Source organism: Fictibacillus aquaticus (assembly GCF_002245695.1).
Lineage (GTDB): Bacteria > Bacillota > Bacilli > Bacillales > Fictibacillaceae > Fictibacillus > Fictibacillus aquaticus.
Genome location: NZ_NOII01000003.1, coordinates 194,766 through 208,754, shown reverse-complemented (window position 1 = coordinate 208,754; position 13,989 = coordinate 194,766). Strand labels below are relative to the sequence as shown.

At 45.9% G+C, this 13,989-nt stretch carries 18 protein-coding genes; 5 read left to right on the top strand and 13 right to left on the bottom strand.

Annotated features, from left to right (window positions below; translation table 11 throughout):
• Positions 1–10: 10 nt before the first annotated feature.
• From CGZ90_RS11470 to CGZ90_RS11455, 4 genes are all read right to left on the bottom strand, one after another.
• On the bottom strand, positions 11–463 hold the full coding sequence (locus tag CGZ90_RS11470; RefSeq protein ID WP_240515417.1) for a MarR family winged helix-turn-helix transcriptional regulator: 453 nt from the start codon (positions 461–463) through the stop codon (positions 11–13).
• Positions 464–686: 223 nt separating this feature from the next.
• Positions 687–1,523 (bottom strand): permease prefix domain 1-containing protein, encoded by an 837-nt coding sequence (locus CGZ90_RS11465; protein WP_094252646.1) that lies wholly within the window; start codon positions 1,521–1,523, stop codon positions 687–689.
• Positions 1,510–1,860, bottom strand: coding sequence for a PadR family transcriptional regulator (locus tag CGZ90_RS11460; protein WP_094252645.1), 351 nt, complete (start codon positions 1,858–1,860; stop codon positions 1,510–1,512). Before CGZ90_RS11460 ends, CGZ90_RS11465 begins: the two co-directional genes overlap by 14 nt.
• Before the next feature lie 106 nt (positions 1,861–1,966).
• On the bottom strand, positions 1,967–2,773 hold the full coding sequence (locus tag CGZ90_RS11455; RefSeq protein ID WP_094252644.1) for a tyrosine-type recombinase/integrase: 807 nt from the start codon (positions 2,771–2,773) through the stop codon (positions 1,967–1,969).
• A gap of 215 nt (positions 2,774–2,988) precedes the next feature.
• On the opposite strand from CGZ90_RS11455, the gene CGZ90_RS11450 reads away from it, so the two are divergent.
• The gene (locus CGZ90_RS11450) at positions 2,989–3,789 is read left to right on the top strand and encodes a YihY/virulence factor BrkB family protein (protein ID WP_094252643.1); all 801 of its coding nucleotides are present in this window, start codon (positions 2,989–2,991) and stop codon (positions 3,787–3,789) included.
• A 14-nt stretch (positions 3,790–3,803) separates the two neighbouring features.
• On the top strand, positions 3,804–4,103 hold the full coding sequence (locus tag CGZ90_RS11445; RefSeq protein WP_094252642.1) for a LapA family protein: 300 nt from the start codon (positions 3,804–3,806) through the stop codon (positions 4,101–4,103).
• Positions 4,104–4,149: 46 nt separating this feature from the next.
• On the opposite strand, the gene CGZ90_RS11440 is transcribed toward CGZ90_RS11445, so the two are convergent.
• The 5 genes from CGZ90_RS11440 to CGZ90_RS11420 all read right to left on the bottom strand — a co-directional run bounded on the left by CGZ90_RS11440 (position 4,150) and on the right by CGZ90_RS11420 (position 7,712).
• Positions 4,150–4,785, bottom strand: a complete 636-nt coding sequence (locus tag CGZ90_RS11440; RefSeq protein WP_094252641.1) for a response regulator transcription factor — start codon at positions 4,783–4,785, stop codon at positions 4,150–4,152.
• Positions 4,778–5,821 carry a sensor histidine kinase gene (locus tag CGZ90_RS11435; protein WP_094252640.1) on the bottom strand — a complete coding sequence of 348 codons (1,044 nt, stop codon included), beginning with the start codon at positions 5,819–5,821 and terminating at the stop codon, positions 4,778–4,780. The genes CGZ90_RS11440 and CGZ90_RS11435 overlap by 8 nt, the downstream gene beginning before the upstream one ends.
• Positions 5,818–6,549 carry a cell wall-active antibiotics response protein LiaF gene (gene liaF, locus CGZ90_RS11430; protein WP_094252639.1) on the bottom strand — a complete coding sequence of 244 codons (732 nt, stop codon included), beginning with the start codon at positions 6,547–6,549 and terminating at the stop codon, positions 5,818–5,820. The genes CGZ90_RS11435 and liaF overlap by 4 nt, the downstream gene beginning before the upstream one ends.
• Positions 6,550–6,705: 156 nt before the next feature.
• Positions 6,706–7,350, bottom strand: a complete 645-nt coding sequence (locus tag CGZ90_RS11425; RefSeq protein WP_094252638.1) for a PspA/IM30 family protein — start codon at positions 7,348–7,350, stop codon at positions 6,706–6,708.
• Between the two features lie 14 nt (positions 7,351–7,364).
• A complete protein-coding gene (locus CGZ90_RS11420) occupies positions 7,365–7,712 on the bottom strand; it encodes a lmo0954 family membrane protein (protein WP_094252637.1) in 348 nt (115 codons plus the stop codon).
• 176 nt (positions 7,713–7,888) lie between these two features.
• Here CGZ90_RS11420 and CGZ90_RS11415 point away from each other — a divergent pair, with 176 nt between their 5' ends.
• Entirely contained in the window at positions 7,889–9,466 is a 1,578-nt protein-coding gene (locus CGZ90_RS11415; protein ID WP_094252636.1) for a hypothetical protein, read from the top strand.
• 80 nt (positions 9,467–9,546) lie between these two features.
• Positions 9,547–10,038 (top strand): glutathione peroxidase, encoded by a 492-nt coding sequence (locus CGZ90_RS11410; protein ID WP_094252635.1) that lies wholly within the window; start codon positions 9,547–9,549, stop codon positions 10,036–10,038.
• Here CGZ90_RS11410 and CGZ90_RS11405 read toward each other — a convergent pair.
• The gene (locus CGZ90_RS11405; RefSeq protein ID WP_094252634.1) at positions 10,035–10,259 is read right to left on the bottom strand and encodes a hypothetical protein; all 225 of its coding nucleotides are present in this window, start codon (positions 10,257–10,259) and stop codon (positions 10,035–10,037) included. The two genes, CGZ90_RS11410 and CGZ90_RS11405, sit on opposite strands and share 4 nt — an antisense overlap.
• Positions 10,260–10,328: 69 nt before the next feature.
• Between CGZ90_RS11405 and CGZ90_RS11400 the strand changes: the two genes are divergently transcribed.
• Positions 10,329–10,847, top strand: a complete 519-nt coding sequence (locus CGZ90_RS11400; RefSeq protein ID WP_094252633.1) for a GNAT family N-acetyltransferase — start codon at positions 10,329–10,331, stop codon at positions 10,845–10,847.
• 90 nt (positions 10,848–10,937) lie between these two features.
• Here the strand turns inward: CGZ90_RS11400 and CGZ90_RS11395 are convergent, their stop codons facing one another.
• The 3 genes from CGZ90_RS11395 to mtnK are packed head-to-tail and all read right to left on the bottom strand — an operon-like array spanning position 10,938 to position 13,902.
• A complete protein-coding gene (locus tag CGZ90_RS11395; RefSeq protein WP_094252632.1) occupies positions 10,938–11,579 on the bottom strand; it encodes an L-fuculose-phosphate aldolase in 642 nt (213 codons plus the stop codon).
• A 15-nt stretch (positions 11,580–11,594) separates the two neighbouring features.
• Positions 11,595–12,650, bottom strand: coding sequence for an S-methyl-5-thioribose-1-phosphate isomerase (gene mtnA, locus CGZ90_RS11390; RefSeq protein ID WP_094252631.1), 1,056 nt, complete (start codon positions 12,648–12,650; stop codon positions 11,595–11,597).
• Positions 12,613–13,902 carry an S-methyl-5-thioribose kinase gene (gene mtnK, locus CGZ90_RS11385; RefSeq protein ID WP_094252630.1) on the bottom strand — a complete coding sequence of 430 codons (1,290 nt, stop codon included), beginning with the start codon at positions 13,900–13,902 and terminating at the stop codon, positions 12,613–12,615. The genes mtnA and mtnK overlap by 38 nt, the downstream gene beginning before the upstream one ends.
• Positions 13,903–13,989 lie beyond the last annotated feature (87 nt).

Below are 13,989 nucleotides of genomic sequence, written 5' to 3'. Positions count from 1 at the left end.
GTTTCTCCCCTTAATCTTTTTGCAGCATGCTGCTTAGCTTTTCATATAGCGAAAGGAACGTTTCGATCTCTTTCTCATCAAACTGCTGAAGATACGGCCCCACAATTTGAAACACTTTTTCCTCAGCCCAATCAAACACTTTCTTGCCTTCCGCCGTCAGCGTTAAGTAAACGATGCGGCGGTCTTTACGGTCGCGGACTCGCTTTATGTAGTTCTTTTCCGTCATACGTGTCACGATCGCGGTGATCGCACTTTTGTTCACGCAAAAAGCATCCGCCAGCTCCGTCGTCGTGCACGGACTGAAATTCTGGATATACCGCATCATGTTCAGCTGATCCATCGTCAGCTCATCCTGAATCTGCTCCCGTATAAGCGAGGCAAACTTTTTATTCACCGTAAATGATGCTGTATCAAACCGCTGCATCACTGATTGCAAACGCACAATGTCCATTCTATTCACCATTCCATCCTGCTAGAATAAGTTGTTCATTTCTTAAACAGTTCACGATGATAACTATAATTCGTAAGTGCCTGCTGTGTCAACAGAAAATGGGGGTACGGTACCATTCATCTGCAGCAGGCGTTATCCCTGAATGGAAGATGAATGGTACCGTACCCTACAAAAAAACCATAAAAAAAGCCGCCTGATTCGCTTAGGAATGAGGAAGCTTGTATTTCATCGTTTTTTACACCATTGCTTTTCTACCCGAAAGATAATACACCAAGTAACCGACCACATTTAGCAAAGCAAAAGCAAGAACCCAGCCAGTGTTTAGCCGTCTATGATGATAGGCATTGATTGATGCCCAGATGGTAAACAATGTCGCATATATCGCCAATCCGATCAATAAAACAAAAGGGATGAAAGCAAAAAGTTTTACTGCTTCAAGCTGCACATACCAGTCATTGTCATAAAGATATTCTTCCTTTATCAACATCCAATTTTTTTCATCAGAAGGCGATTTTCCAACCTTATACGCTGGTGCAGCTTCGTCTACACGGTAATAAACGGAGCCTGTTTCTGATGTTTTTGCGACATCAGTCATTTTAAAAACTTGAAGATTTAAGATTTGATTATGATCTCGTACTAAAGCTTCGATTTTCTCTTTCGCATCCTCGGAAATTGCTTCTTTACCTTCCAAAATTCCGGCTGTATTTTCTGTACCGATTATTTTATCAACAACCGTGACATTCTCTTTCATTTCGGACTCATCCATCGCCCATAAACCGCCGCATATAACGGAAGTTACAACTAAGAATGCCAGTGCTGTCTGAAGCAATCGTTTGGCAAACACCTTTTGAGCTTTGAACAATTGATCGACTAAAGAACGCATTTCACTTTCTCCACCGAAGCGTTCGAGAGCAATAGTAATGGCTTCTTGTTCTGATGTTCCTTGTGCTTTTAAATCTTGAACAGCCTCCAGCAGGTGACTTTTCAGTTCTGCCTTTAACTCTTTAACTTCTTTTGTGCTGCCCCCTGCCCTGTTATATACCGAATCTACAAACACTTCAATTTGTTTCATGGTTCTTTCCCCCCTCTAAAAACGAATCAATGATCTTTTTAACAAATTGCCATTCAGAACGCTTTTCTTCAAAACCTTTTTCACCTAAAGCAGTAAGTTTATAATATTTTCTTCTTCCGCCAGGTCCTTGTTCATCACCCCAGTAAGACGAGATCCATTTATTCTTTTCTAATCGTTTTAATGACAAATAAAGCGTAGCTTCTTTCAATTCAAACTGCTCTTCGCTTCTTTCCCGCACCAGTTTTGCTAATTCATATCCATACATATCCCGGCCATTTAATAGCGATAGGATCAATGTATCAATATGTCCTTTTAAAACCTCTTTGTTCACTTCCAAAATTGCCCACCTCCTAATTTAGTTATAATTCACATTACTCTATAATGCAAGGTATTTATGTAAAAAAATAACATCCTTGTCTTTAGGATGTTATTCTAGGCTTTCCTTATTTTTCTTCCTTCTTCTTCATAAAGTACTCACTCAATTGCTGGGGTGACTGAATTCCTGTCAAACTTTGCACTTCTGACAGCTTTTTTCCGGCCGATACCAAACTCATAATAAATGTCTGGCGCAGCTCTCTCGCCGTAACGCCGTGTTTCTTCAGCATCAGCTGCACACTTCGGACATCCAGCCTGCCAGACCGGCTTGACGAGAACAGCGCTTCATTCTCTTTTTCTTTTTCCTGCTGCTGATCAAGATACACAACCAGCGCTTTTCTTGCCGCTGCATTCAGCGTGATCGTCCTTTTGGCACGTTGCTTTCCAGCTGTTATTTTCGCTTTCCGCGGCGTGATCGTCACGTCTTTTTTATTGAGAGCAATCAGTTCGGAAATTAATATTCCCGTTGTAAGCAGCAGCATGATAATCGCCACGTCCCGCCTGCTGCCATGCTTTTTCACACTTTTCACAAGCCTGCTCTGCTCCAGCTTGCCCAAGCCGCTTCTCATCGTTTTCGCTGCGGCTTCCTTACTTGGTACCACGATTTCTTTCAGTATCTTTTCCTTGCCGGACATTTTGGCAAAAGTGTTGATCGCACTCCAATGCTTTTGAATCGTCGCCTGACTTTTATCCGATGCAGCCAGATTGTTCAAATATTGCTGTATATCCTCTCTCGTCACACTTTGTATACTTTTTTTCCTCTCTATAAGAAAGGCGCTAAGCTGCTTGATGACGTGATGATACGTTTTTATGGTTTCATTCGATTTGCCTTTTAAACTCTTTAAAAACTGACTTGTGACATCAGAAAAGAGCATGGAAAATCACCTCACGAATAAAATTCTACGAAGTATTTTTTGTTGCATTTTATTTTTCAATAATTTATAATCCGTTGATATGCATGAGTTATTATAACACAATAGTAAAATTCTACGAAACAATCGAAACCTGAAAACACGTCTTCCCGAATACCTATTACAGCACATGAATAACGTAAAATAAGGACAAGGCGTGGTGAAAGGAGTGAAGCGCCGTGCTGCTTCAGCAATTAAAAAGCCGGTTCGTGACGATGCGGGTGTATGACCTTTCTGCACAGATGGCTTATTATTTCTTAATGTCTGTCTTCCCGTTTTTGTTCGTGATCTATTCCCTTTTAGCTTATCTGCCTGTAAACGAGAACGCATTATTGCTGCTCGTACAGCCCTACGCGCCTGATGAAACATTTGAATTGATCACAGAGACCTTGAAATACACGACAAGCCACAGCAGCAGCAATTTTCTTTCATTAAGTTTAATTGCTACGCTCTGGCTGTCTTCGATGGGATTTCAATGCATGAAACGGATATTGGATGACGCCTATGAAGTGCAGTCAAATGACAGTGCTCTAAAGCAGATCGCGCAGGGTCTGCTCCTTACTGCAGGCTTCATGATCGCTGTCCTATTTTCGGTCATCATCCCGTTTTTCGAAAAATTTATCCGTGTGTATCTGACAAACGTGTTTGATATTCCTAAGTTTTATCTGTTTTGGACGGGCGTACAGTGGGGCATCGGGAGCATCTTTTTGTTCAGCTTTTTTATCGCCTTATACTACTTTTCGCCGTCTATCAACCTCACACTGCGCCAAGTTATGCCAGGGGCCGTATTTTCAATGATATGCTGGCAGCTTGTTTCGTTCGGGTTCGCGGCTTATGTGAGTGACAATAACTATGACGCCTTTTACGGCCAGCTCGGCGGGATCGTAGTACTTATGCTTTGGTTCTACCTGTCCGCAATGGTCATCATTCTCGGCGGCATCATTAATGCGATTTATTTTAACAATGAAAAAAGAAAATAAGAGGAGGAAGTAGAATGAAAGCTCAAGGCTATCTTATTTTAGGACTAGTATTCGCCCTGATTATCGCTGTTTTCGCGGTGGTTAACGGAAATGATGTGGAGTTTAACTATATCTTTGGAAGTGTAAAATGGCCGCTCGTCCTGATCATACTCGGATCCGCCGCGATTGGCGGCTTGGCTGCAGGCTTCTTCGGCTTTATCAAAATGCTGCAGCTGAACAGCACGATCAAAAAGCTGAAGCTAGAGCTGCAGAACAGTCAAAAACCTCATGAAGAGAAGACAAAAGAGGAAGCAGAGCCTCACGTTCAGATTTAACAAAAAAATGGGGGTCCGGTACCAAAGAGTACCGGACCCCCATTTTTTATGCCTTAATCAGCCCTTGATTGAACGCGTAAATCACAGCCTGTGTCCGGTCCTGTACGTCAAGCTTGCTCAAAACGCTGCTCACGTGCACCTTCACCGTCTTCAGCGCGATAAACAGCTCGTCGGCGATCTCTTGGTTCGTCTTTCCCTGCCCCATCAGCATGAGGATCTCCATCTCACGTGCAGTAAGCTCCTCGTGCGGCAGCCTGACCGTCTTCTGGCGCATCCGGCTCATCATCTTCCCGGTCACTTCTGGCTCAAGCACCGATTTTCCATGATGCGTTTCGCGTACAGCCTGCGCAATATCGCCCGCTTTGGACGTTTTCAGCATATAACTCGTCGCACCGGCCTCGAGTGCAGGATACACTTTTTCATCGTCAAGGAAACTCGTAACGACTATAATTCTAGCTTCTGGCCACAAACTCGTAATCTGGCGCGTTGCCTCGATACCGTCCATCACATCCATGACAAGATCCATCAAAATGACGTCCGGTCTGTGCTCTAATGCCAGCTCTACCGCCACTTTTCCGTTCTCCGCCTCGCCTACGACTTCGATATCCGGCTGTGCCGACAAATAAGCTGAAACACCGATCCGCACCATCTCATGGTCATCGACTAACAGTACTTTAATCATCATTCTCATCTCCTGCCGCAATAATCGGTACCTTCACTTCCAGCCTTGTTCCTTGGCCTGGAACGCTTACGAGCTTCAGCGTGCCACCGATCTCGGCTGCTCGCTCATGCATGTTCTGCAGTCCATAAGAACCTGTTTTCTGTGCTTCCATCTTAAATCCGACACCATCGTCTTCCACTCGTAAAATGATCAGATCATCACGCTGAATGAGCAAAATCTGTGCTGTTTTTGCCTCGGCATGGCGCAGGATGTTTGAGACCGACTCCTGCAATATCCTGAACAGATGATCCTCGACACCTTTATCGAGCTGAATCGTTTCAATCTTCCACTTGAGTTCGATCGGCACCTTCTGCAGCAGCTCGCCGAGCAGCTCTTCCATCCCTTTTTGAAGCGATTTCCCGTTCAGCGCGGCAGGCCTTAAATGAAGCAGCAATGCTCGCATCTCAAGCTGTGTCTGATGAATCGTTTCCTCGACCATCCTCAGCTGCTTCGTTTCGCGGTCATCAGATTGTGGCCTTATTTCATTCACCGCCGACATAATCATACTCGCGGCGAACAGCTGCTGCGATACCGAATCATGAAGCTCACGCGCGAGCCGATGCCGTTCCTGCGAGATAATATCCTGTATACGCTGCTCTTGATGCACGGCTTTTTCGGACGCCATCTTTTGTGACTGCCGAATTTTCTCGCCTAGCTGCTGCTGAATGGCAGCGACCCGCTTCATCACCGCACGAAGTTCCAGCCCGCCAGCTTCCTTCACGTTCACCTGTCGACCGTCCTCGATCATTTTCAGCGTCTGCTCGACGATTTTAAGCTGTCGTCTTGATGAGATGCCAGAGAACATCCCTAAGAATGCTCCGATCATTAACGATGCAAACGGCACGAGAAGCACGAACGGCACATCCAGCACATGTGTTTTCCATAAAAATTCATAATCCGTTATCGGAAAATACCAATAAACACTTGCTGAAATAAGGGCAAGAACAAGAAACGCGATGCCGATTCCAGAGATCATATAGCGCAGTACCGTACTCATACTCGCTTCACCTCCAGTGTCCCGGCACCGATGCTTGTAAGAACCCGCACCTTTTTATCAGCAGTAGCATATTCCTTTGTCCGGTAATAAAGGGTCTGGTTGAAGATGTTCTGCTCCGATTTTTCAAAAATAACCGTAGAGCCGACAAACACAGAATGCTGTACGCTCACGTCAATATCATAAGGAATAAGAATCTGCACGTTGCCGATCACGTTTCGGATAAAAATGACCGCTTCTCCCTGCGGCAAGATTGTCTGGCTCAGATCTATAATCGTATCACCGACTCCGCACTGCACGTTTATATCATCCCACTCGTACACATAATCCGGCGTCGACTGTTTGCCAAACCACAAATTCTGCAGCAGGGATTTCCGTTCATACAGCTCTTCCTCCGCCCCTTCGACAGGTCCTGAAATAACCGGTTCAATGATGGAAGGGTTTTGTTTGGACTGATAAAACTGAACGATGAGAAACAGCAGGGCGACAACGAGCAGAAACTTAAACGCCATTAAATTTAATACCGTTATGCCTAAAATAATGACACCAGCCCAGAACATCAGCTTTCCAATTGTCTTGTTCCACTTTTTCTTCCCGAGATAAATGAGGCCGGCAGAGAGTACGCACACGAACACGATGCCCTCGCCGTTAAAGGATGCCTCTAATAATAAAAGCACAACCCCGATCAACAGGATCCAGCTTATATATTCGGATTTCTTTTTCAGGCGCATGTGCAGTCACTCTCTCTTTCAAGGTCTGGGGGTACGGTACCATTCATCATAATCTAGCGCTGTTAACCTTATTTACTATGAATGGTACCGTACCCCCAAAGCATTCTCAACATGAAAAGGCGCACAATTAAGGCGCCTTAAAACAATCAGCTATAGTTAGTTCGCCGCGCCGGGCGCTTCTTCCTTTTTCAGCTCTTTTTCCAGCTGTGCAAAACGGGCTTCCATCGAGCTTCGGTTATACTCGCTGTTCACCTTCTGCTCGAGGCGCTCGATAAACATTTCAATATCCTCAAACCGGAACGGCTGCTTGCTCGCATCCTCTGGCTTCAGCACCCGGTCGATGCTGCGGTTCGCGCGCACAACATTCTCGCGCCCCATCAGCTCCATACGCTTAATGTACATGTCCTTCAGCTTATGCTTCATCTGCTCATACTTTTGCTCAAGCTGCTCGAGATCCTTCTCTGCTTTCGAACCTGACTCCTTCAACTGAGCCGCGCGCAATTCGTACTGCTCTTTTTCAATCACCGCAAAATCATACAAATCTTGCTCGCCAGCACGCTGTGCAAGCTCCGCCTGCCCTGCTCGCTTTGCCGCTTTTTCCTCCGCTTCTCTCAGCTCGCCGACGAACTGGTCAAGCAATGTTCGCTGACGTTCAACAAGCTTTCCAATCCTCGCAACCTCCTGCTCGGATTGTCGAAGGTACTGATTCAGAAGAAGAATTGGGTTCTTCTCCTCCTTCTTATCCATCAAATCGTGAATATCTGCCATAATCGTGTTTTTCAACCGTTCAAATGCGTTCATCCTGAATCTCTCCTTTAGTTTTTCTTTAGTTCCGCCCATTGGCGCTCAAAATTAGTAAATGGATCGTCTGACACAGCTGGTTCACTGATCGCATGGTCGTTCCATTTTTTGTACACAACATACAGCACGTAGATCGCGACTACGCCAAGGATAGCTGGCAGGTTTGAAATTGAAGCGCATAATGCAAGCACCCCAATCGCTCCCCACAGTACCTTCTTGCCGGTCGTTTCAGCACCGGTAAACTTTTTAAACGCGAAATACAATATCGCCAATCCAATCGCGAGTCCCGCCATCGGGCCGAGATTCGCCAGCAGCACGATCGCCGCAATTCCTCCTATAACAAGCAAGCCAAATTTTTTCATTTGTGGCTTCCTCCTTTCATACATTTAGCTTACCTGTATCTCCGTTTTCTCATAATGGACCGCAGCTATAATTTCAGATAAGACTTGAGGCGTAGGAGAACATGGCCGAAATAAAAAGGAGATGGGATTTATATCTTGAATCCATAATGTACAGAGAAATAAAAAGGGGAAAAAATATGGAAACATCGCTCAAAAAAAAGAAACAGCAAGATCCAAGAGAATACAAGCATTGGCTAGTCCCGCTGCTTGTCCTGTCCCTCCTTGCCGCACTCATTTTATGGGACAATATTAAGAATGTTACAAGACTGCCTTCAAAGGACTGGAGCCGTTCGATCGAGCTTCCAATTGAATCAGGAGAATACTTGCCTTTCTTGTCCGAAAAAGATGGCCATACACTTGTATTTACAGCGGGCAAAACCGGTGTTCAGGCGGTAGAACTAGATAAAACGCTAAATGTTGTTAAACAGAAGAAAATCAAGACAACACTAGACGATAATGCAAGAGTCTGGTCGGATGGTTCAACGTTTATTTCTACCTATCAGAAGGATTTAATCCTTTTAAAAGATGGAGAAAAAAGCGTGCTGGCAGAAAACGTGGAACTGATGGCTCCTTCAAAAAGTATCGTGTATTATTCACGAGGCAGCAGCTTGTTCGCCTATACGCCTGATAGCGGAAAAACGGTGGAAATCAAGAAATTCGAAGCCCCAGTGACACACCTTTCAGGCAACTCAACAAGCGATTCTGTCCTTGCGACCGAGACATCTAACACCAATCAAAACCTGTATTACGTTACAAAGAACGAACAGGAATATAAAGTCTCCGCGCTTGTTAAGTACTTTAAACTGTCCTCAGAAACACTCTTTGGCTTCCGTTTTGCAGAAGAAAAAGGAGAGGTACACGTCATATACACAAGATATTCAACCGCAGGCGGCGGCCAGTCCTACTTCCCTTATTACGGACATGCACCTGCCGATAAGCTTGAGGAAATGAAATTCAATAAGATGCTCTTTCTTGATAAAAAGACCGCTACATTTGTTGAAAAGCCGACACACACCGAGATTTTTGTTAAGGATGGAGTGCCGCAAATTCTTTTTTCAGCAAGGGCAATGCTAGCTTCCAATCAAAAGTCAGTCAGCATTTTTTCAGCTACTCGAGGAATAGCGGATTGGGATGCAGAAAGGATCAGCACGACCGATAACTTTAATCGCTTCCCAGCTACGATTGACGGGGAGAACGTTTTCTGGCTGAGAGGAATGCAAAAAGATGGCAACCGCCTTTATGCCTCCAGCCACAATCCTGTTATTAAGGAACAGAGCCAGGAAATGAACCGCAATGATCTAATCATTGCAGGATCCGATACATTCTCTTCTGTGCTGGTTGGGTTCTTTGCCATGTCCGTAGCCATGCTATGGATCGTTCCTACAATACTGTTATTTATGGTTCTTTATGCAACCAACAGCAAAGCGGTTGACGATGAGCGGCCGTGGGTGTTCTGGGTGCCTGCTCTTCTGTTCACGGCTATACAGGTTTATGGCATACAGCGGCTGTTTAACGAATCCTTCTATGCCACTGCCCCTTCTTATTTGACGTTCTCGGGCAGCTCGTACGTTATTCCAGTTGCTGCATCTGTCCTTTCCCTTCTTATTTTGAAGGCTGCGAAAGGGATAGAATGGGGCGTCTTAAAAAGCTTCGCATACTTTATGGGAATGAATTTCGTCATCGCCCTGCTGCTTGTTGGAGTTTACGTCTATTAAAAGTGAATGCTGTGCAAATTGTGTGAAGTCGCTGGCTAAGCATTGTACAATAAAAGAAAAACAAAAGGAGCACGGCCTTCATGACGGTTTATGATTTTACGGCTAAGAACATTAAAGGTGAAGAGGTACCTCTTGATAGACTGAGAGGCAAGGTTTTATTGATTGTAAACACGGCGAGCAAATGCGGTTTTACACCTCAATACGAAGGACTTCAGGAACTTTACAGCGAGCTTAAAGACGAGGGCTTCGAGATCCTCGGATTCCCGTGCAATCAGTTCGGCGCACAAGAACCGGGCAGCGAGAGCGACATCCAGGAATTTTGCCAGCTAAACTACGGCGTCAGCTTTCCGATGTTCGCCAAGGTTGATGTAAAAGGCGATGCTGCTGACCCGCTCTTCAAATACTTGAGCAAAGAAGCACCAGGCATACTGGGCTCGAAGTCGATTAAGTGGAACTTTACGAAGTTTCTTGTCGACCGTAACGGAAATGTCGTGAGCCGCTTTGCTCCGACAGACAAGCCAGAGTCTATTAAAAATGCGATTCAGGAGCAGCTTGCGAAAATGCCGGTTTAAATTCTTTCCTGCTTGCTGCATGCAAATAACTGGGGTTCTGCGCAAATAAATGTGTTAAAAAGCAAGAAAACAAGATTATCTGCAAATAGCAATTTTAGAGCTGCAAATAAACTTGCAGGATTTGCAAATAAAACTTCAAGATTCGCAAATAACACTCTGAAATTTGCAAATAAAAGACCTGAAATCGCAAATAAACGCCACAGGACACGCCATAACGACAAGAAGGTGCCCCTCTTTTCAAAAGGGCACCTTCTTTTTAATAAGACTGACTTATAGGGAGGAAGAGGTCATTGATAACCATTCGGCCTGAACAAATACAAGATATCGCTGCCATCAGAGAGGTAAACGATCTCGCTTTTAAAGGCGAAAATGAATCAAAGCTAGTAGAAGCGATCAGACAATCTGAGTTTTTCGTTCCTGAGCTTTCACTTGTTGCGCTACATGACAACCAAGTCATCGGACACATCCTGTTCAGCATTATCTCCATTGAAACAGAAGCTGGTCCCGTTCCAACATTAGCTCTTGCTCCAATGTCGGTCAGGCCACAATATCAAAACCAGGGCATCGGCTCTTCTCTCGTTAAAGAAGGGCTGCAAAAATGCAGACAGCTTGGCTACAAACACACTGCTGTTCTCGGGCACCCTGAATTCTATTCAAAATTCGGCTTCACTCCTTCTGTCACAAAAGGCATCGCAGCACCTTTCCCTGTGCCAGATGAAGTGTTCATGGTCATCGAACTGCAAGAGAACTCACTCGACAGCATAAAAGGCAAGGTGAAGTATCCTTCAGCATTTGGAGCTGTTTCTTAATATAAACAAGGGGGTACGGTACCCATTCCGCAATTTCGGCTTAACAGCGCGAAATGCGGTTAATGGTACCGTACCCCCAAGCTTTTCTAACTACACACCGTAGCTCTTAAACTTTTCCCCAAGCAGCGCCATTTCAGCATCTGAAAGCAGCACGGGCTCTCCTCCGGATGATTTAGCCCTCCAGTAAATCTCGGCACAGAACTCGATCTCTTCTGCGATGTTGAACGCCTGCTGTATTGAAGCACCGCCAGCGATCATACCATGATTCGCTAGCAGCACGGCGCGGCGGTCGCTCATCCCTTCGAACGCCAGCTCAGCCAGCTCCTTCGTCCCAAACGTCGCATACGGTGCACAGCGCACGTTCGGACCTGCAAACGCCACCAGATACGAGATCGGCGGAATCTCCCAGTTCAATGTCGCGATCGTGCAGGCAAACGGCGAATGCGTGTGGACAAGAGCGTCAATATCATTACGCTCTCGGTAGAAGATCAGGTGCATATCCAGCTCGCTCGAAGGCTTGCGGCTGCCGTCGATCACCTGACCTGCTAGATCCATAACTACCACGTCCTCAGGCTCTGTTTCCATATAGTCCAAGCCGCTCGGGCTGATCGCGACGAGTCCCTTTTCACGATTAAAGATGCTGATGTTGCCGCCCGTCCCTTTTGTCAGGCCGCTCGTCAGCATCTTTTTTCCGTATTTCACAATATCTTCACGTTCTTGCTGTAATATCATGCTCCACCTCGATTTTTAAGTATGCTGGCCATAAAAAAGTTCCTGCAGGTTCTTTTCAAATGGCGCATACACGATTCCTTTTTCTGTTACGATGGCGGTAATGTTTTCATGCGGTGTCACATCGAACGCCGGGTTGTACGCCTTCACACCATCAGGCGCTGTCTTCGTGCCGTAAAGACCTGTAACCTCAGACGCATCGCGCTCCTCGATCGGAATCTGCGAGCCGTCTGGCGTTTTCATGTCGATCGTCGGTGTTGGCGCCGCCACATAAAACGGAATGCCATAATGCTTCGCCAGAATAGATACACCGAGCGTGCCGATTTTGTTGGCCGCATCACCGTTCGCTGCGACACGGTCACAGCCGACGATAACCGCATCGATCTTCCCCTGAGACATAACGACTGCCGCCATGTTATCGGTGATGACCGTCACATCGATGCCGGCAGAATGAAGCTCGAGCGCTGTAAGCGTTGAACCTTGCAGACGAGGGCGTGTTTCATCGCTGTACACCTTAAAGTCCCAGCCTCTCTCTTTTGCCAGATACATAGGTGCTGTTGCCGTGCCGTATTTAGCCGTTGCCAGCGCACCCGCGTTGCAGTGAGTGAGCAGCCCCATGCCATCTTTTAAAAGTGTCAGCAGATTCTCGCCGATTTGGCGGTTGATTTCTTCGTCTTCCTTATGAATCGCTTCTGCTTCCTGCTTTAAAAGGCTTTTAACCTCTGAAACGGACAGGCTGCGGTTTTCATCAGCGACCCTCTCCATCCGCTCAAGCGCCCAGAACAGGTTAACAGCTGTCGGACGGGACGTCGCCAAATAGGATGATGTCTTTGCCACCGCCTCATGAAAGGCATCAGAATCACCTTCCGGCAGATCCTTCACACCAAGATAAAGACCATACGCTGCGGATACGCCGATTGCCGGTGCGCCGCGCACTTTCATGGCCTGAATCGCTTCCCACACACTTTCAGCAGTTGTATATTCATCATATTTCACTTCATTCGGCAGGATCGTCTGATCAAGCAGAATCAGGCGGTCATGTTCCCAGCGAATCGATATGAGCTGTTTGTTCATCGTTATCTCTCCTCGTTTTCCAGTCAAAGTCTTGCTGCACTTGTAATAATGTATCTAAAAAGTCCTGTCCTTTTACGAAAGAATAGCGGTTTTTAATAAACGTTTTCGCCGCCGTCAGCAACACACGTTCCGCTGTCATTCTATCATGTTCTGAAACGATGGATGTGATATCCTTTACTCCTGCTAAGCCGACAATGCGTCTAATAAGCTCCAAACCCGTCACAGCAGCCGTATCGGTAATTATATTTTGCAAATAATATTCTTTAAAGCCTTTCTCTTTCGCCATAACATCTTGAACGGAATCGTCCCATACTGCGGAGAACTTCGAACGGAACAAGTCCACCACATCGATGATCGTCTGCTCCAGCCAAGCGATATACTCGCTGCGCTTCTTCTCGTCTTTTATGACCGCATTGCCGTTTGCCCACGCAAACATCAGGTTGGCGATCACGTTCCCGACGTCATAGCCCATCGGTCCGTAAAAGGCGAATTCAGGATCGATCACCTTCGTTTCTTTTTCCGTTACAAAAACGGATCCTGTATGAAGATCGCCGTGCAAAAGTGCCTGCGCGTTTGTCATGAACTGAAACTTCAGCTTGGCTGCTTCAAGGCGCAATTGGTCGTCCCCATAAATTTCAGCCGCTACCCACTCCTGATTCGAGGTAAATACATCGTTCCGCCCGAAACAGTCATTGAAAGGCTCTGTGTACACGAGATCCTCTGTGATCTCACATAACTCAGGATTAATGAAATTCACAGCCGCATCTTTTTTATCCTTATGATTCATAACCACATCGCTCGTCAGCAAAAGCGTGTTCGCCATAAACGACGTAATGTGCTCTGCAAAATAAGGGAAAATGCGGTGATCCTCACTTAAAACCGCCCGCAGAATTTTATAGTTTGAAAGATCCTCCATTACACAGCAGCTCATCACGTCATCATATTGATATACAGCAGGAACGAGCCCCGGCGCCAGCTTATTTTGCAGCACGAGCACCTCAGATTCAATGCGGTTTCGGTTCGTCGACAGCTTGAACTCATCTGAAATGCGCGCTGTCTCGCCTGCCTGTTTTATAATCACAGATTTACCTGATTTCTTGTCGCGCACTTTAAAGACATAGTTCAGGTTTCCATCACCGATCTCATCGCACTCCAGCTCACTGCCCGGCGCAAAGAAATCGAGTCTTTCCTTCGCGTAATCTATAACGTCTTCATTTTTCATTAAAAAATAGTTGGAAAACCTGCTCCCCATCTCACATGCCCCCTCATAAAAGTAAGCGCTTACACACTGTTCATTTTACCTTGCCCTTCACTTTACTGCAAAAGAAAAAGAGCAGCC

What these genes read in the sequence shown, in the direction of transcription:
- CGZ90_RS11440 (WP_094252641.1), bottom strand. Translation starts at nt 4,785, where the DNA reads ATGATTAAAGTACTGTTAGTCGATGACCATGAGATGGTGCGGATCGGT.
- CGZ90_RS11425 (WP_094252638.1), bottom strand. Translation starts at nt 7,350, where the DNA reads ATGAACGCATTTGAACGGTTGAAAAACACGATTATGGCAGATATTCAC.
- CGZ90_RS11420 (WP_094252637.1), bottom strand. Translation starts at nt 7,712, where the DNA reads ATGAAAAAATTTGGCTTGCTTGTTATAGGAGGAATTGCGGCGATCGTG.
- CGZ90_RS11395 (WP_094252632.1), bottom strand. Translation starts at nt 11,579, where the DNA reads ATGATATTACAGCAAGAACGTGAAGATATTGTGAAATACGGAAAAAAG.
- CGZ90_RS11410 (WP_094252635.1), top strand. Translation starts at nt 9,547, where the DNA reads ATGACGGTTTATGATTTTACGGCTAAGAACATTAAAGGTGAAGAGGTA.
- CGZ90_RS11445 (WP_094252642.1), top strand. Translation starts at nt 3,804, where the DNA reads ATGAAAGCTCAAGGCTATCTTATTTTAGGACTAGTATTCGCCCTGATT.
- mtnK (WP_094252630.1), bottom strand. Translation starts at nt 13,902, where the DNA reads ATGGGGAGCAGGTTTTCCAACTATTTTTTAATGAAAAATGAAGACGTT.
- CGZ90_RS11455 (WP_094252644.1), bottom strand. Translation starts at nt 2,773, where the DNA reads ATGCTCTTTTCTGATGTCACAAGTCAGTTTTTAAAGAGTTTAAAAGGC.
- CGZ90_RS11465 (WP_094252646.1), bottom strand. Translation starts at nt 1,523, where the DNA reads ATGAAACAAATTGAAGTGTTTGTAGATTCGGTATATAACAGGGCAGGG.
- CGZ90_RS11435 (WP_094252640.1), bottom strand. Translation starts at nt 5,821, where the DNA reads ATGAGTACGGTACTGCGCTATATGATCTCTGGAATCGGCATCGCGTTT.
- liaF (WP_094252639.1), bottom strand. Translation starts at nt 6,549, where the DNA reads ATGCGCCTGAAAAAGAAATCCGAATATATAAGCTGGATCCTGTTGATC.
- CGZ90_RS11415 (WP_094252636.1), top strand. Translation starts at nt 7,889, where the DNA reads ATGGAAACATCGCTCAAAAAAAAGAAACAGCAAGATCCAAGAGAATAC.
- CGZ90_RS11470 (WP_240515417.1), bottom strand. Translation starts at nt 463, where the DNA reads ATGGTGAATAGAATGGACATTGTGCGTTTGCAATCAGTGATGCAGCGG.
- mtnA (WP_094252631.1), bottom strand. Translation starts at nt 12,650, where the DNA reads ATGAACAAACAGCTCATATCGATTCGCTGGGAACATGACCGCCTGATT.